Annotated in this window: 13 protein-coding genes and 1 pseudogene; 12 read left to right on the top strand and 2 right to left on the bottom strand. The window is 45.0% G+C overall.

The annotated features are described in order from the left end of the window. A pseudogene (locus JGK20_RS22540) lies at positions 1–273 on the top strand (calcium-binding protein); the annotation flags it as partial. 66 nt (positions 274–339) lie between these two features. Here JGK20_RS22540 and JGK20_RS22535 read toward each other — a convergent pair. Beyond that, positions 340–702 carry a hypothetical protein gene (locus JGK20_RS22535; protein WP_293179759.1) on the bottom strand — a complete coding sequence of 121 codons (363 nt, stop codon included), beginning with the start codon at positions 700–702 and terminating at the stop codon, positions 340–342. Between the two features lie 399 nt (positions 703–1,101). Here JGK20_RS22535 and JGK20_RS22530 point away from each other — a divergent pair, with 399 nt between their 5' ends. Together JGK20_RS22530 and JGK20_RS22525 are read left to right on the top strand one after the other, a co-directional pair. Further along, complete coding sequence (locus JGK20_RS22530) at positions 1,102–1,947, top strand: photosystem II manganese-stabilizing polypeptide (RefSeq protein WP_293179762.1); 846 nt, start codon at positions 1,102–1,104, stop codon at positions 1,945–1,947. Positions 1,948–2,672: 725 nt separating this feature from the next. Beyond that, positions 2,673–3,446, top strand: a complete 774-nt coding sequence (locus tag JGK20_RS22525) for an RNA polymerase sigma factor SigF (protein WP_293179764.1) — start codon at positions 2,673–2,675, stop codon at positions 3,444–3,446. Between the two features lie 171 nt (positions 3,447–3,617). Here the strand turns inward: JGK20_RS22525 and JGK20_RS22520 are convergent, their stop codons facing one another. After that, positions 3,618–4,784, bottom strand: a complete 1,167-nt coding sequence (locus JGK20_RS22520) for a pyridoxal phosphate-dependent aminotransferase (RefSeq protein ID WP_293179767.1) — start codon at positions 4,782–4,784, stop codon at positions 3,618–3,620. A gap of 196 nt (positions 4,785–4,980) precedes the next feature. On the opposite strand from JGK20_RS22520, the gene JGK20_RS22515 reads away from it, so the two are divergent. The 9 genes from JGK20_RS22515 (at position 4,981) to nrdJ (JGK20_RS22475) (ending at position 16,661) form a co-directional block, all read left to right on the top strand. Next, positions 4,981–5,493 carry an adenine phosphoribosyltransferase gene (locus tag JGK20_RS22515; RefSeq protein WP_293212581.1) on the top strand — a complete coding sequence of 171 codons (513 nt, stop codon included), beginning with the start codon at positions 4,981–4,983 and terminating at the stop codon, positions 5,491–5,493. A 261-nt stretch (positions 5,494–5,754) separates the two neighbouring features. After that, positions 5,755–6,795 (top strand): ABC transporter permease, encoded by a 1,041-nt coding sequence (locus tag JGK20_RS22510; protein WP_293193045.1) that lies wholly within the window; start codon positions 5,755–5,757, stop codon positions 6,793–6,795. Between the two features lie 45 nt (positions 6,796–6,840). Continuing rightward, positions 6,841–7,275 carry a hypothetical protein gene (locus JGK20_RS22505; protein ID WP_293193047.1) on the top strand — a complete coding sequence of 145 codons (435 nt, stop codon included), beginning with the start codon at positions 6,841–6,843 and terminating at the stop codon, positions 7,273–7,275. Between the two features lie 7 nt (positions 7,276–7,282). Further along, positions 7,283–7,855 carry a hypothetical protein gene (locus JGK20_RS22500; protein WP_293179776.1) on the top strand — a complete coding sequence of 191 codons (573 nt, stop codon included), beginning with the start codon at positions 7,283–7,285 and terminating at the stop codon, positions 7,853–7,855. A gap of 114 nt (positions 7,856–7,969) precedes the next feature. After that, positions 7,970–9,745, top strand: a complete 1,776-nt coding sequence (locus JGK20_RS22495; protein WP_293179779.1) for a leucine-rich repeat domain-containing protein — start codon at positions 7,970–7,972, stop codon at positions 9,743–9,745. A gap of 451 nt (positions 9,746–10,196) precedes the next feature. Beyond that, a complete protein-coding gene (locus JGK20_RS22490; RefSeq protein ID WP_293193051.1) occupies positions 10,197–12,386 on the top strand; it encodes a DUF4394 domain-containing protein in 2,190 nt (729 codons plus the stop codon). Between the two features lie 232 nt (positions 12,387–12,618). Next, positions 12,619–12,906, top strand: coding sequence for a hypothetical protein (locus tag JGK20_RS22485; protein WP_293179815.1), 288 nt, complete (start codon positions 12,619–12,621; stop codon positions 12,904–12,906). A 208-nt stretch (positions 12,907–13,114) separates the two neighbouring features. Beyond that, on the top strand, positions 13,115–14,359 hold the full coding sequence (gene nrdJ / locus JGK20_RS22480; RefSeq protein WP_293179785.1) for a ribonucleoside-triphosphate reductase, adenosylcobalamin-dependent: 1,245 nt from the start codon (positions 13,115–13,117) through the stop codon (positions 14,357–14,359). Between the two features lie 244 nt (positions 14,360–14,603). Further along, on the top strand, positions 14,604–16,661 hold the full coding sequence (gene nrdJ / locus JGK20_RS22475; RefSeq protein WP_293232213.1) for a ribonucleoside-triphosphate reductase, adenosylcobalamin-dependent: 2,058 nt from the start codon (positions 14,604–14,606) through the stop codon (positions 16,659–16,661). Positions 16,662–17,031: the final 370 nt, after the last annotated feature.

Here is a 17,031-nt window from a genome sequence, read left to right as displayed (position 1 = left end):
ACTCCAACTCCGACGACTACGACTCCAACTCCGACGACTACGACTCCAACTCCGACGACTACGACTCCAACTCCGACGACTACGACTCCAACTCCGACGGTTTCGAGGATTCCGACTGCGCCGACTGTTACCGTACCTGATTCAATGGTGTCTATTAAGTCGATCGCCCCGACGCCTACTCCAGGACTTTTGCCGATGCCCGGCCAGATGCCGGTATTTCCTGCGATGCTGCCGAGTCCGATACCCGTACCTCCTACACCTTTCGGGTTCTAGGTGCAACAGCGCCCTTCTGTGATGAGTTTTGAGTTAATGTCAACGTCACAAACTCAAAACTCATCACTATTTAAGGTCTTCCTCAGTCCCGGCCGAGTCATTTTCAGACTTGGCCGGATCATCTTCTAGTGGAGATAATTGTTGGGCGTACCCCAAGATCGATCGAAGTTTCATACGCTGGATGTAAGGCCAGCCGCCATTGGCTTCAATATTCCTGAGCAGTTTGTAAACTGCTTGGCGGTTGTCGGGAAAAGATGCTTGGAACAAACCGTCCCGAATTTCCTGGTGCGAAGCTTCCAGGGCCCGCAGCAGGGTCAAAAGCAGCACACTGTCTCCCTGACAACTTTCGGCTAAAGTCCGAATCGCCTCTGTCAGCGATTGCAGTTGAGACTGCAACTTTTCTGACTCTAAATTTTTGCCGTTGTCCATACCGCTGCTTCCTTTGAAATCTACAAGGCGTTTGTCCCCAGCCTTTTGGTGAGCCGACTAATCGAGCTAGTGGCGATCGCCATTCGGGGCCAATAAGCAACGTAACTTAAGTGGGTTGACGATCGCAAGATTTATTTCCAATCCAAGTCAGGAAAAGAGCACAACCCGTCGTACCATGTGTATTGGGCTGCGATCCGAACATGATTGAGAAATCATAAGTTCTTGCTTATTTTCACCGCACTAGCTCGATTTTTTGAGTGAAAGCCAGTGTCGGTGAAGCAAGCGATCTGGATCTAAATGCTGCTATGGCGCTGGCCTAGCCTGCCGGCGGGCAATTATATTTTGCTCGAACTAGGGCTTTTTCTTAATATAATCCGATGTTGGATATTGAGGTTGGAAATGAAATATCGTGCTTTAATTGTTGCACTTTTAGCATTTTGCATGAGTGCGCTGGTTGCTTGTTCTTCTGCTCCTACTGATACGACGGTGGCGACTACCGAGTTGCTCACCTACGACGAGATTAGAGGTACAGGATTGGCCAATAACTGCCCTAGCTTGGCAGAAACTTCTCGGGGATCGATCCCCATTGAAGCGGGTGGCACCTATAAACTGGCTGGTATGTGTTTGCAGCCCACAACTTACTTTGTGAAGGAAGAAGCAGCCAACAAACGCCAAGAGGCAGAATTTGTGCCTGGTAAATTGTTGACACGGTTCACGTCGAGCATTGACCAAGTTCAAGGTACGCTCAAGGTTGGTAATGACGGTACTCTGACTTTTACAGAAGAGGACGGCTTGGACTTTCAAGCAATTACAGTTCAGTTACCGGGTGGAGAGCAAGTACCTTTCTTGTTCACCATTAAAGAGTTAGTGGCTACTTCCGATCCGGGAGTCGTTGCGCTCAATACTTCTACCGATTTTCAAGGGGAATTTAACGTTCCTTCTTACCGCAGCGCAGGCTTTTTAGATCCTAAAGGTCGCGGTGTATCGACGGGCTACGACAATGCTGTCGCGTTGCCGGCTACTGACAATTCCAAGCTGAAACGCTCTAATGTTAAGTTAGCTGACACCCGTACCAAGGCTGGCAAAATTTCTCTCCAAATTGCTAAGGTCAACAGCGCTACTGGCGAAATTGGGGGGATTTTTGAAAGCGTGCAGCCTTCTGATACTGATTTGGGAGCTAGACCTGCTCTGGACGTGAAAATTCGTGGTTTGTTTTACGCTCGGATTGAGCCTTCTGTTTCGTAAAATTGTCTTTCTGGATCGATCCTCTGCGAGGGCTTCGCCAACGAACTTGAGCAGTTTTTTGTCCTAAAGCTACTGCTCGCCTTTCATTAGTCAACAGTCTTTAGAAAGATAACTGAAGACTGTTGACTAATGACTAAATCTATGCTTAAAGTGTTATTGAGTTGCCAGTTATTAAATTAGGATTTTTGATTAATTGAAGTATTGCGTTTAAACAAATTTGCCACTACAATATGGTGTGAAAAATAAACATCATTCAATTGACAGTTGACAGTTGACAGTTGACAGTTGACAGTTGACAGTTTAAGAGCGACCTCTACCTAGAAGTAAGAGGATTGGAGTAATGAATAGTCTGATTTTAATTTCTCCCGATTAGGCGGGCGGGCTTTCAACCAATTCTTTCTGGTAAAATACGGATTTTGCTGAACACTTCTGGGATGACCCCGACCAAAAACGGAAGCCCTGACGATCGCTTAAAGTCGATCGCCAAATTTTAGACCCAAATAGAAGCTCCTAAATTAATCTGTGGAGTAAATTTAAAATCTAAAATTTAAAATTGACTAATTCCCTCAAATCCATGCACAGTCCCAAATTTTGACTGGTGTGTCTGCTGTCACAGATATATAAGTGCTAGGATTACACCACAGCAAGATTAATTTTTTTAGACTAGATTAAAAACTAGGTCTAAAGCAACATCAGTCCCCTGCTCTACCAACCTTTATGCAACCATGTCTACCACAATCCCCAACGAGCTAAAAAGCGAAAATTTGCAATTGTTGCGCGAGTACCAACATTCTGGCTCGAATGAAGTCCGCAATCAGTTAGTTCAACTGAATATTGGACTGGTGCGAAAAGAAGTTTACCACTGGATCAATCAGTGCGGTGAAAGCTACGATGATTTGCAGCAAGTTGGGTGTATTGGGTTGATTAGGGCGATCGAGCGATTTGATATCTCGAAGGGACACGCTTTTAGTTCCTTTGCAATTCCCTACATTCGCGGCGAAATTCAACACTACTTGCGGGACAAAAGCCCTTCTGTGCGAGTTCCCCGCCACTGGTTGGCCCTGGAACGCAAGTCTGTCGCAGCGATCAAGGATTTGCAGGTACAGTTCAACCGCAAACCTACGGATGCTGAAGTAGCAGCAGTGCTTGAGGTTTCTGTGGCAGAATGGCAAGAAATTAAGTTAGCGCATCTCAACCGATCGCCTTTAAGTTTAGACGCACCAGTGCAAGATGAAGATGAGGGCGCGACTTGTCTGGGAGAATTGGTACCCGATAGCAAATATCGGAGTTTTCAGTTGGCGCAAGAGGATCAAATTCGCGTACAGCAAGCTTTGGCGATGTTGGAACAACGGACTCGGGAGATATTGGAGTTTGTTTTTCTGTACGATTTGACGCAGAAGGAAACGGCCGAACGCTTGGGTATCAGCGCGGTGACTGTTTCTCGGCGAGTCAAGAAGGGACTGGATTTGCTAAAGGAAATTATGACCAAACAGCTTTAGACAGTTGACAGTTGACAGTTGACAGTTGACAGTTGAGAGGAAAGCAGTTACTACTAATGACTACTGACTAATGATAAGGTTCGCGAGCGGGGACGCTCGCACTAATGACTGCTGACAACCGCCAACAGCCAACTGACTACTGCCAACTAACAAATGACAACTGACTAATTTTTAGATGCTTCGGACAAATTTATCGAGCCTTTCTACAGCTTTTTTAATTGTGCCTAAATCGGTGGCATAAGACAAGCGAATGTGGTCGTCTGCACCAAACGCAATCCCTGGAATAACTGCTACTTGATGCTGTTCTAAGAAAGCATCACAAAATTGCAGAGAAGTCATTCCAGTTTTGCTGATATTGACAAACATATAGAAAGCGCCGTCTGGTTTGATGCAGCTAATTCCAGGGATCGCCTCAAGCAATTCAAATATTACTTCACGCCGATCGGCAAAAGCGAGACGCATTTTTTCCACAGACTCTTGGCTGCTTTCCAAAGCTGCGATCGCGCCGTACTGTGCAAAAGTACACACGTTTGAGGTACTGTGTCCTTGAATGGTGCTGGTGGCTTTAATTAATTCGATCGGCCCGGCCAAATAGCCAATCCGCCAGCCTGTCATTGAGTAACCTTTTGCAAAACCGCTGCTAATGATGGTGCGATCGAATATTTCTTTACCCAGGGAACCGATGCTGACGTGTTTGGCGCCGTCATATATAATTTTTTCGTAAATCTCGTCAGAAACGACTAAAATATCTCGATCGACTATCACCTGGGCCAGCGCTTTAATTTCCGCTGGAGTGTACACCATTCCCGTCGGGTTAGAAGGCGTATTCAGCACGAATAACTTGGTTTTGGGAGTAATCGCTGCACTCAGTTGTTCCGGTGTAATTTTATATCCTGTAGAAGCATCTGTCCGTACAATTACGGGCTTACCGCTGGCGAGTTTGACCATTTCTGGATAGCTGAGCCAGTAGGGAGCCGGAATAATTACTTCATCTCCAGGCTCGATCAGAGCCATCATCAGATTGTAGAGGGAGTGCTTGCCGCCGTTGGTGACAATGATATTTTCCGGTTGATAGTGGAGATTGTTGTCGTTGCGGAGTTTGCGGGCGATCGCAGCTTTCAACTGCGCTTCCCCAGCCACCGGGCCGTACTTAGTCTTCCCCGCATCCAAAGCTTGCTTTGCCGCCGCTTTAATGTGTTCGGGGGTATCAAAGTCGGGTTCTCCGGTGCTCAAACTACATACATCAATCCCTTCGGCCCTCATAGCTTTTGCCTTAGCTGCGATCGCCAAGGTTATGGAAGGAGGAACCTCACCCACTCGTGCTGCCAACTTGATCATTGGATTTTAGATATTATATTTTTGACTTTAGATCATAGGTTGACAAATCTTGATATTCAACCCTGTCGTTAGGAAATTATGACATTTGTTTACATATAGTGAATCTAAAATCTAAAATCTAAAATTTAAAATCGATTGACGTTATGATTGTAGCATTTTTGATGCCTCGTTACCCTCAACGCCGATCTGCAAGCTTATGGATCTCAAATCTCTGATTCGCGACATTCCTGATTTCCCCAAGCCGGGAATTATGTTTCGAGACATTACAACTTTGCTCTGCAACCCGCAAGGACTGAGCTACACTATTGACAGTTTAGCTGAAAAATGCTCTGAAATGTCTGCTGACTATGTGGTGGGCATGGAATCGCGGGGCTTTATCTTTGGCACGCCTTTGGCTTATAAAATGGGAGTGGGCTTTATTCCTGTCCGCAAACCGGGAAAACTGCCTGGAGAAGTTCTTTTTGCTGAGTACGAGTTGGAGTACGGTGTCGATCGACTGGAAATGCACCGAGATGCGATGAAATCCGGCAGCCGGGTGCTGGTTGTGGACGATTTGATCGCCACTGGCGGAACAGCGGCCGCGACGGCTAATTTGTTGCAGCAAGCGGGCTGCGAGCTTGTCGGTTTTGCTTTTGTGATTGAATTGCTGGCTTTGGGCGGGAGGCAGAAATTGCCGGATGTGCCGATCGTCTCGCTAGTCGAATATTAGTCAGTAGTCAGTTGACAGTTGACAGTTGACAGTTGTCAGTTGTCAGTTGTCAATTGTCAATTGTCCGATCAATTGACCGTAATAAAAGAGGTTTGTAGTGAGGACTTTAGTCCGCATTCTTAAACCCGCAAGCCACGACTTCTGTCATTACTGCAAACATATAGGGATCGTATGAGCTGCGATCGATGCTTCACAAACAATTAATCAATCAAAAATCCCAAATTCTCAATCTAAAATCTAAAATCTAAAATCTAAAATGGTATGACTTCTATTAAATCTAATCGAAACTGGCGAATGTTGAATTCTTTATTTGGCAGCGAGACATTTACTTATGTTGTCAAACGACTGTTGCAGGCACTTTTAACCCTATTCTTAGCATCGGCTCTGTGTTTTGCAATTATTGAGCTCGCACCAGGAAATTACTTAGATACTTTGAGTCAAAATCCGAAGATTTCGCCGGAAACACTCAAGCAACTCGAACAGCAATTCGGCTTGGATAAACCAGCGATTGTGCAGTATGGGCTGTGGCTGAAACAAATTCTGACACAGGGGAATTTTGGCACGAGCTTTGTGTATCAGCGATCCGTAGCGTCGCTGCTGTGGGAAAGAGTACCGGCGACGTTGTTGATGGCGATCGCATCTTTGATTGTAACTTGGGCGATCGCACTGCCTTTGGGAATTGTCGCGGCCGTTAATCAGAATAAAACTGTCGATCGGGTTTTGCAAGTAGTCAGCTACACGGGCCAGGGTTTTCCCAGCTTTATCACAGCTTTGCTGCTGCTATTTTTTGCTCAAAATACTTCGCCCCTTTTCCCAGTCGGAGGAATGACAAGCATCGATCATGCAGACTTACCGTGGTGGGGTCAAATCCTCGATTATTGCTGGCACTTAATTTTGCCAACAGTCGCCCTCAGCGTCACAGGTTTTGCTGGCTTACAAAGATTGATGCGCGGACAATTGTTAGACGTGCTGCGTCAAGATTATATCCGAACTGCACGGGCTAAAGGTTTGCCGGACAATCGAGTAATTTACATTCACGCTCTGCGGAATGCGATTAATCCGTTGGTGACGTTATTAGGTTTTGAGTTTGCTAGTTTGTTGAGCGGTGCGTTTATTGCGGAATTTTTCTTTAATTGGCCTGGTTTGGGTAAGCTGACTTTGGAAGCGGTGAACAATCAAGACTTGTATTTGGTAATGGCGAGTTTGATGATGGGCGCTACGATGTTGATTGTTGGTAATTTGTTTGCGGATTTGTTGCTGAAGGCGATCGATCCGAGGATTAAATTGGAAGATTTGAAGTGATAGAATCATATTTGACTATAAATTTGATTCTCGTTAAATTCTGTTGTGACACAATCATTTTCAAATAATGTTCCTAGCCCTCGCTTTTCCAATCAGTCCCCCGCGACGCTAAATGATGAACTTCGATCGGCAGATGAGTTAGGCATCAGGCCCATTAAAGTGGGGGAAGCAGGATTTGACGATATAATTAATGAAGGGACTGTCAAATGGGCAGTGACAACAAACCCAGAACTCCTTGTAATTCCGAAATTTTTAGATGTTAACAATGAAATTTACCATACGGTTATAACTCGCGGTCAGCCTGTTTTGGCTGCGGGAGAAGCCGAGATAGTCGGCAGCAACGGTTTATATATTTTGCTAACAATCAGCAATCACAGCGGGCATTTTAGACCCAATTCAGAGAGCTTAGAAGTAGGAATTACAGCCTTTAGGCAGCAAGGAGTTGATACAAGTAATGCTGATATCGAATATGTGGAGTAGATAAATTATGACTCAATCTCCTACGACAATATCCCTCGATCGCATTCTCGAACAAAATGCCGAATCTGTACTGATTTGGGTGAAAAACATATTTTCAGGTCAAACCACCCAACCACAAGGGTTTAACTGGCTATTATTAGCCGATGTTTCCTCCGCTAAGGCTCGAAAAGGTGAAAATGGTTCTGGTTTGTGCGATCGCAAATGGGCAGAAGTCGCGATCGCAATTTACGATCTTCTAGCCGATGATGCCGATCGCAAAAAACCAGGTAGTGGCGAGTCTTTTACGATTTCCTCAATGATGTTGCGGGCTGCGGCGATCGAAAAACAGGAAGTAATTTCCGATGATTCTGTTCTCGATGTTAACTTAATTTTAGAATGGTTTTGGGATAACATCAAAGAGTCGCAGGAAGATGTCGAAAAAAAGGTTGCTAATTGGAAAACGCTACCTATTGCAGAAATTCGCGAGTTAAGAAAACTTAAAAATCGATTGAAAGTTATTGCAGCACTTTCTGAGAGTGATAAATATGTTTTAGATGAAAAACTCAACACTTGGCTTTTCCTGCGCGATAAATTACCATAAAAGTGCGATCGCACCATCACCGAACAACTTCTCATTGCACCAGCCATAATACGAACAGTTAATGGTATTCCATGCCCCATTCCCGATGCCCCATTCCCCATATCGGAGTTTTTTATGTCAGAAAAACAACCAAACGAGCCAATTAGTTTTAGTCGCTTTGCCGACTGGTGCAGGCATATTGACAGTCTTTCAGAAGGAGCAAAGCACACAGTTGAAGTGTTGTTAGAAAAGGCTGGCACTGATGACGCTGAAGCAGCGGAGCAGATACTTTCAAGCATGACAACACTGAATCTCAGCAGCAATAGAATTACCGACATCAGCTTCCTCGGCTCGCTCACCAATCTGACAACACTGTATCTCGGCGACAATCAAATTACCGACATCAGCTTCCTCGGCTCGCTCACCAATCTGACAACACTGTATCTCGACAACAATCAAATTACCGACATCAGCTTCCTCGGCTCGCTCACCAATCTGACAACACTCGATCTCGACAGCAATCAAATTACCGACATCAGCTTCCTCGGCTCGCTCACCAATCTGACAGCACTCGATCTCAAGGGCAATAAAATTCGCGACATCAGCTTCCTCGGCTCGCTCACCAATCTGACAACACTCGATCTCGGCGACAATAAAATTAGCGACATCAGCTTCCTCGGCTCGCTCACCAATCTGACAACACTCGATCTCGACAGCAATCGAATTACCGACATCAGCTTACTCGGCTCGCTTACCAATCTGACAGCACTGAATCTTGAAAACAATCAAATTACCGACATCAGCGCCTTGCGATCGCTCACCAATCAGACAACACTTAATCTGGACAACAATGAAATTACCGTTCTGTGCGTGCTAGGCGAACTCGCACAGAAACGTCTTACTCTCTCAACTACGCCAATTGATGCTCAAAAAGCCACAGCAGCCATCAAAGTTGCTTATGCCGCTATTGGTCTAGAAGAACCCGAAGTTATTATTTGCAGCAGTCTCCGCGACGTTTGTCCCCAAATCTTCAACAGGCTCAAACCCGACCATTCACAAAAATGCTCAGACGAATACAGCAATAGATTGGGGAAAAATCTAGACCTGAAATGGATACCCGCTGTGGGAGAATTTGCAAGTTCGGATCTATGGGAGTATGAGCTCGATCACATGGTAATCGAGCCCGAAGCCGACAGCACACTGAGTTCGGTAATGTACAAATTGGTTGACAGCTATGTGCGATCGAAACAAACGATATGGAATGTTTTTTCCAATAATTTGTTCGGTTTTAATTGCCCTGAAACCCCCACGACTTTGTTTAAAGAAATCTATTTGACTGAATTGTATATATCTTCAGGCGTCAATATTTCCCAAAAGGCACAAGAAATACTTCGCTGCCAAAAGCTGCTTTTCGAGCATTGCGGTTTTATATTTCCCTTTGAAAAGATTTGCGCGGTGTGCGATCGCCCCCGCCACCTGCGCTTTGACAGTGAAAACCGCTTGCACGCTGAAGCAGAACCTGCGATCGAGTTTGCGGATGGATGGAATTTTTACTATTATCACGGTGTCAGATTGCCGGAACAATACGGTCAAGTGCATCCCAATTTGTGGAAAGCAGAATGGCTTTTATCTGAAGACAATGCCGAAGTTCGGCGAGTGTTAATTGAAGCAATTGGTTACGATCGCATTTGTCAAGAGTTGGCAGCAGAACAAATAGATAGTTGGCAGGAATATGCACTATTAAAAATAGATAATGCGGATGTCGAGCCGATTTATTTGTTAAAAATGACTTGTCCGAGCACGGAATTCATTCATGCTTTGAGAGTACCGCCAAATGTGACATCTGCTAGGGAGGCAATTCGCTGGGTAAATGGGGGTATCGATCCAGAGGAATTTTCCGTGCAGACTTAATCTATAACAAGTCTAAATCATTCATGCAGATTTGTAGGGGTAGTGCCCCGTGCCTACCCCAACTGGACAACTGGGGGATTGCCCCTGCCTTTTATTATGCCAAATCCCCATATATAATCCACTTTATACCGATCGATAGTTGTCGCTGCTACACAAATAAAATTCACCTTCAGAGGCTTTAAGATTAAAATTGAAAAATAATTTCTGACTGTACAGATCCAAAATTAGAGATTCAGCGTATATCACTAATGAACGCAGTACAAGATTTCATAAGTTCACAGCGCTAAAAACTTAAGCTTGGCAGCTTACAGTTGCGTTGTACTTGTCATGACTATACTGCAAACTATCAAATAACGCGCTTTTATAGCCTAAAAAAATTCGGTAATATTAGCGCGTACTGCGAATTAGCGATTTTTTGTACTGAAAATCCCGCTGCTTTTAGGCACTGGGAATGTCAAATTTAGATGTGCAATATATCATGGCAGACATTAGAGGTACTATACAAGCAGACTCGCTCCCAGGCACTGCTGAAGATGATGTTATTTTTGGTTTTACGGGCAATGACGTAATTGCTGGCAATTCTGGAAATGATAGCATTTTTGGTGGAAAAGATGGCGATTCGATTGATGGGAGTTCTGGAAGAGATTCTCTGTTTGGAGATTTAGGCAGCGACAGTGTTAACGGCGGTGAAGATAACGATTTTGTATTTGGTGGCAAGAATAATGATTTGATTTTTGGCAACTCTGGCAATGATGTTTTGTCGGGAGATAGAGATACTGATATCCTGATCGGCGGAGATGGTGGTGATGTATTTGTTTTGAGTCGCTATGCTGCTGCCGATCCTTTCCTTACCAGCGGTGGTGTTAATTTAGGAAATGCTGATGCGATCGCCGATTTTGCAAACGGTACAGATTTAATCGGTTTGGCGGGCGGACTCTCTTTTGGCGACTTGAATATTCTGGAAGCCGGAAATGATACTGTGATTCAAGACCGGGTAACAGGAGAATTTCTCGCTACTCTCAGAGGTGTGAATCGAAGTGCGATCGACCAAACAGATTTCACTACTAATATTAGCAGCATTCTTCCCAATCCCCCGCCTCCAGCGCTGACAACGGCTTATGCTTTAACTCCCGATAATCGGATTGTCGGTTTTAGCCTTGCTAATCCGGGAAGTGTCATCTCAGATTTGCCTGTGACTGGATTGCAAGCGGGAGAAAGTTTGCTGGGAATTGATTACCGGCCCGCTAATGGCGTGCTTTACGGTGTGGGTTCTAGCAATCGCTTGTATACTGTCAATCCGAAAACGGGGGAAGCAAATTCAGTCGGTAGCGGGCAGTTTGCGGTTCCCCTAACTCAAGGCGCTGTGGGTTTTGATTTCAATCCGACAGTCGATCGCATTCGGTTTGTCAATCAAGCGGGTCAAAACGGTCGCCTCAATCCAGATACCGGGGCAATAGTAGATTCTGACACATTAACTGGGGGAATTCAACTCGATCGCAATTTAGTGTATGCCACGGGCGATCGCAATTTTGGCACAACTCCGGGGGCGGCTGCGGCTGCCTATGTGAATAACTTTGCGGGTGCAACTTCAACGACGCTATTCGTAATTGACAGCAATTCAGATGTTTTGGTGAGACAAGATCCGCCGAATAATGGAGTGTTAAATACGATCGGATCTTTGGGAGTTGATGCAACTAGCATTCTCGGCTTTGATATCAGAAGTATTGGCGGCCGCGATGTCGCAGTGGCCGCGCTAGAAGTCGGGGGAATTTCGGGCTTGTACAACATTAATTTAAGTACCGGTCAAGCTTCTTTTACTGGTAGAATTGCCGACGGAAGACAGATTAACGGTTTGGCATTGCCTTTGCCTACAGCTTACGCCTTAACTGTCAGAAATGGCGCCGAAAGAATCGTCGGTTTTAACGAAGCGGCACCGCGCACTTTACTCAGCGACACAGCAGTAACGGGATTGCAGCCGGGAGAAAGTTTGCTGGGAATTGATTTTCGTCCTGCTAACGGTTTGCTTTACGGTTTAGGTAGTAGCAATCGATTGTACGCGATCGATCCGGTGACTGGGGCTGCAAGTCAACTCGGTAGCGGACAATTCGCCGTACCGCTGACTCCGGGGGCTGCCGGTTTAGATTTCAATCCCACAGTCGATCGAATTCGGTTTGTCAATCAAGCGGGAGAAAACGGTCGGATTAACCCAGATACGGGGGCAATTGTCGATTTTGACACGTTAACCGGAGGAATTCAACTCGATCGCAATTTGACTTATGCGACGGGCGATCGTAATTTTAACAATCCTCCCGTAGGCGCCGGGGCTGCCTATGTGAATAACTTTGCCGGGGCGACTTCGACAACTCTGTTTGTAATTGACAGCAATTTGGATGTTTTGGTGAGACAAGATCCGCCGAATAATGGAGTATTAAATACGATCGGATCTTTAGGGATTGATGCTTCTAGCGTTCTCGGCTTTGATCTCAGGAGTGTCGGCGGTAACGAGACAGCTTTGGCTGCAATCGATGTTGGCGGAGTTTCGAGTTTGTACAATATTAATCTGACAACCGGTCAAGCTTCCATTGTCGGTCAAATTGGCGACGGGCGATCGATTAAAGGTTTGGCACTGACCTTAATTTAAATGCTAGATTAAAAGCGATTTTAGATTGACTTTAGGGCAATCTAAAATCGACTTGTATTGCATTTATCCGCTCTCATATCTGGAAAACATCTGCGTCGATCTACCTGGAATCTCCAGTTTCGCGATCGTTCAAAGATTTATGCAATGCAAGTCTAATCGTTTGGGCAATTCCCAATTCCCAATTCCCAATTCCCAATTTGATGTAACATATTATTTTGACAATAAAGATAAAATGTTATCTCAAGTTTTTTACTTACTGCGTTCTCGTGCTGACGGCAAATATATCAGCGCTTGTCCCAACCCTGATTCGGCGGTGAGTTACCTGCTGATGTTTCGCGAAGACTATGATGCTTTGAGCTATCTCAACGCTCACGCTGCTGATGTTGCCGATCGATTTGGGGTAGAATCGATTTCCGGTTCTCAGGTGAAAACGCTGCTTCAGCGTTGGGGATTCAACGGTGTGGGGGTTGTTCAAGACCCGCTGTTACCGAATATTGAGTTTTTATTGACAAAGAATTGACAATTGACAAGATTTGCGCTTCACCCGTTTTCTAGCAGAAATCGGGTTTTTTGCTGAAGTTTTGAGGCGATCGCCCGATCGACCTTCCCGAGTCCGAAGCCCCATATTTAGTGCAAATTGTCAAATTTGTCAAGGTTTTACCCTAAATCTGAATCCTGTTGTATATTCATAGTCTGTTGATATATTCCGACACGTCAGTACACAACCTATGGTTCGAGAATTAGAGCGATCGAGTGCCCGCGAGAAACGTCACCTGTCCGATTTCCCCGAAACAGCACCCGCAGCCAATCCAGTATTTTTCAGGACGTACAGCCGTCGTACCGACACGGGAAGGGAGACTTGGGCCGATGTGTGCGATCGAACCGTCAAGGGCTTGGCATCGCTCGGAAACCTCACCTCCGAAGAAACACAGCTCCTACACCGGATGCAAAACGAGCTCAAAACCCTCGCTTCCGGCCGCTGGCTGTGGGTGGGCGGTAGCAACTGGATTGAGCAACCAGAGAACTTTTCCGGCGCCTATAATTGCTCCTCAACCAATATTATCGACTGGCGGGCCTTTGGCTTGTTGATGGATTTGGCAATGATGGGCTGCGGCACCGGTGCAGTTTTGGAACCCAAATACATCAACCAATTGCCACCGATTAGCAACCGCTTAACCGTGACAATGCAAGGTGAAATCGGCTCTACACCCGCTGAATTGCGCCGTCAAGAAACCGAAGTAAAAATAGCTGAAAAAACCGCAACTATTTATGTCGGAGATTCCCGTCAAGGTTGGGTGAAATCCTATCAAGCTTTGTTGGAATTGTCCACAGATGAAAGATTTGCCGGAGAAGTTCAAGTTTACATCGATTTGAGCGATGTCCGCCCCGTGGGAGAGCCTTTAAAAGGTTTTGGTGGAGTCGCAAATCCAGTCAAATTGCCTGACCTTTATCAACGTTGCTCAGCAATTTTGAATAAAGCTTTCGGACGGCAGTTGAATTCAGTTGAATGCTGCGTATTGATAGATGAAGCTGCGGTCACAATTGTGGCTGGTAATATTCGGAGATCCGCCGGAATTCGTCAGTTTACTTTTGATGACGAACTGGGAGCAAATGCTAAAAACAACTTGTGGCAACAAGACGATCAAGGCAACTGGAAAATAGATCCAGAACGCGATGCTCTTCGCATGGCCAACCATACCCGTGTTTTTCATTCCAAACCGACATTAGAAGAATGTATTGATGCTGTTCGCAAACAGTATTATTCTGGTGAAGGCGCAATACAATGGGCTGGTGAAGCTGTAGCTAGAGCTAACGTTGATTTACTTTCAACACCTAGTCTTAAAATTGAGTTCTTGAAAGCTTACGACGAAGGAAAAGCTAAACAGTGGTTGCAGGAACGCTATCCTGACATGACTGCGGAAGAATTAGAGCATCGGTCAGTCCGTTTGGGCTTAAACCCGTGTGGTAAGTAATTTTGCCTCACGTTAAAAACCTCGCAAATTCGGAGAAGACTGAGATGTTAATTCCGAGGTAAGTAAGGGAATTAAAAATCCTTTACCACCGTAGAGCGTACCAGGTGAACCTTCTTAATTGAAGAACATAATCCTGGCAAGAGTGCGGGGCATTTATAACTAAAGTAAATGAAAAAGTACGCCGAGCTACAGATAAAATGGAATCTGTAGAACTAGAGGATAAAAAGCCTTTAGGATAACAAAAATGGAAATTATTGGCTCTAACTTCCACTGTGTCAGTGGCGACACTTTGCTAATTACTAAAGACGGACTACATCAAATAAAGGATGTTGTTGGAAGTGAAATCGAAATTTGGAATGGTCAAAGATGGAGCTCCGTCACACCATTTCAGACAGCGAGTAATACCAAGGTTGGACGACGCAAACTTTACCGTGTAAAGTTTGCTGATGGTAGTTATCTAGATGCCACAGAATATCATCGTTTCTTTGTCAAGGATCGCTTTGGTAAAGTTTACCAAGAAGTTCAAACCAAAGACTTGATGGATACAAGTCGATATAGCATTCATACTGAACCTTTTACAATTCAGTACGAAGATGGCATGAATATCGATTCAGGTTATGCTTACACTTTGGGTATGGCTGTAGGAGATGGAACTACAGACCAAAATGACAATGCAAAAGTTCGACTTTACGAAGGCAAAATGGCATTGTCAGTAGCAGGAAATAAGTCGCCTGAAAGAAACTATGACTATTTACCTGCTTTTACAGATGTAACTAACTTGAGCTTTTCTGGAGAATTTCTGAAAAGTTTGAAAGTTAACCCGGAAGCACTAAATGTAATTGCGAGCTGGAATCGGCAAGCAATTTTACATTTTATTGCTGGATTAGCTGATACGGACGGATCGAATACCAATAGTAATGGTATCAGAATTTATATTTCCGATCGCGATCGGGCTTTCAGAGTTCAGTTACTTTTGACCAAGTGTGGCATTAGCTCATCGCTAAATCTTTGTGCTCATCAAGGATCAGTCACTAATTACGGTGTCCGAAGCCGGGATTTGTACTACTTGCAAATTACTGACTGTGGTGAAATTCCTTGTCAGCGGTTAGATGTGAGCAAAGGGACGAAGGCTAAAGGTAAAGGTAAATGGCAAGTTGTCAGAAGTGTCGAAGAATTACCAGGATTGCATGATACTTACTGTTTCAATGAACCAGAGTTTCATAAGGGAGTTTTCGGCAATACCCTAACTGGAAACTGTAATCTTTCTGAGGTTCACCTCAATCAAATCGACCCTTACAACTTCAAAGAACAAGAAGAAGCTTTCACCGCCGCAGGTTTATCTGTCGCGGTACTTCTCAATCACAAATTTAGCGAACCTCGCTATCAATATAGCCGCGAATTAGACCCGATTGTCGGCGTATCTTTCACGGGATTATTCGATTTCTTCGTTCATGCTTTTGGCGTTGAGTGGCTGCGCTGGTGGGTGGAAGGTCGCCCGCAAACTGCACAGGGAATTGCGTTTAAACAGCGGGAAGAAGAGTATTTGACTGGTTGGCGGGAAATTGTGAATCGCGTAGTATGGGATTATTGCGATCGGCATTCATTGAAACGCCCCAATCGCTGCACAACCGTCCAACCATCGGGTACAAAATCTCTACTGACAGGTGCTTCTCCCGGCTGGCATCCCCCCAAATCCCAGCGTTTCATTCGCCGAATCACTTTCGGCAAAAACGACCCTGTAGCCCTCGCCTGCATCGACTACGGATACAACGTAATTCCGTCCCAATCTGACAAAGATGAAAACGGTAATTTGCTGAACAATCCCTTTGACGAACGCTGTACAGAATGGCTAGTAGAAATACCCGTGGCTGTCAGTTGGGCGGATTTACCCGGTGCTGATGAAATTGAGATCAACAAATTCTCAGCGGCGGCACAAATGGACTTTTATATGCAAGTGCAAAAGTTCTACGTGCGGCACAACACCAGCGCGACGATTGAGTTGCGAGAAAATGAAGTTGAAAGTTTGGGTACGCGGATTTATGAAGCTATTCGCGACGACGAAGGCTACATTTCGGCTGCACTTTTGTCTCGCTTTGATGCCCTAGAAACTTTCCCACGTTTGCCTTTTGAACCGATCGCAAAAGCAACTTACGAGACGATGTTGAAAGACGTTTTAGTGCGCCGTCAAATCGATATTTTTCAGGTGGCACTGAGTCGTTATGACTTGGGTGAAATGATGGATTCGGGGCCTGCGGGTTGCGATTCCGATAAGTGTTTGATGCCTGAGACTAAGACTATGTAATCGCCTTTTATTAAATCCCCCAAAAATGGGGGATTTTTTATGTTTAATTTCAGGTTGACAAAATCGTAGGGGCGGGTTCACCAACCATAATTGCCTAAAAGTAACAATCTCGTAAACCCGCCCCCACCCAACGAATAATTGTCAGATCGTGTCCGATAAATCGCGCATAATATATAAGCCGGGGCGGGTTTTTGAAATTGTCGGTTTTTGGCAAATATTGTTGGTGAACCCGCCCCTACAAGATCGTGGTCAATCGATCGGACATGATATCACTAGAAAAGAAAGAACTCATTTACAATTCTGAATTAAACGGAAATGATATAACAGCCCGATCGTACAATTAAAACTAGCCTGTTTTTTAGAATATGAA

The sequence above is a fragment of the Microcoleus sp. PH2017_05_CCC_O_A genome, from assembly GCF_020738785.1.
Taxonomy (GTDB): domain Bacteria; phylum Cyanobacteriota; class Cyanobacteriia; order Cyanobacteriales; family Microcoleaceae; genus Microcoleus.
This window is presented reverse-complemented; position numbering and strand designations above follow the sequence as displayed.

What these genes read in the sequence shown, in the direction of transcription:
- JGK20_RS22535 (WP_293179759.1), bottom strand. Translation starts at nt 702, where the DNA reads ATGGACAACGGCAAAAATTTAGAGTCAGAAAAGTTGCAGTCTCAACTG.
- JGK20_RS22530 (WP_293179762.1), top strand. Translation starts at nt 1,102, where the DNA reads ATGAAATATCGTGCTTTAATTGTTGCACTTTTAGCATTTTGCATGAGT.
- JGK20_RS22525 (WP_293179764.1), top strand. Translation starts at nt 2,673, where the DNA reads ATGTCTACCACAATCCCCAACGAGCTAAAAAGCGAAAATTTGCAATTG.
- JGK20_RS22520 (WP_293179767.1), bottom strand. Translation starts at nt 4,784, where the DNA reads ATGATCAAGTTGGCAGCACGAGTGGGTGAGGTTCCTCCTTCCATAACC.
- JGK20_RS22515 (WP_293212581.1), top strand. Translation starts at nt 4,981, where the DNA reads ATGGATCTCAAATCTCTGATTCGCGACATTCCTGATTTCCCCAAGCCG.
- JGK20_RS22510 (WP_293193045.1), top strand. Translation starts at nt 5,755, where the DNA reads ATGACTTCTATTAAATCTAATCGAAACTGGCGAATGTTGAATTCTTTA.
- JGK20_RS22500 (WP_293179776.1), top strand. Translation starts at nt 7,283, where the DNA reads ATGACTCAATCTCCTACGACAATATCCCTCGATCGCATTCTCGAACAA.
- JGK20_RS22495 (WP_293179779.1), top strand. Translation starts at nt 7,970, where the DNA reads ATGTCAGAAAAACAACCAAACGAGCCAATTAGTTTTAGTCGCTTTGCC.
- JGK20_RS22490 (WP_293193051.1), top strand. Translation starts at nt 10,197, where the DNA reads ATGTCAAATTTAGATGTGCAATATATCATGGCAGACATTAGAGGTACT.
- JGK20_RS22485 (WP_293179815.1), top strand. Translation starts at nt 12,619, where the DNA reads ATGTTATCTCAAGTTTTTTACTTACTGCGTTCTCGTGCTGACGGCAAA.
- nrdJ (WP_293179785.1), top strand. Translation starts at nt 13,115, where the DNA reads ATGGTTCGAGAATTAGAGCGATCGAGTGCCCGCGAGAAACGTCACCTG.
- nrdJ (WP_293232213.1), top strand. Translation starts at nt 14,604, where the DNA reads ATGGAAATTATTGGCTCTAACTTCCACTGTGTCAGTGGCGACACTTTG.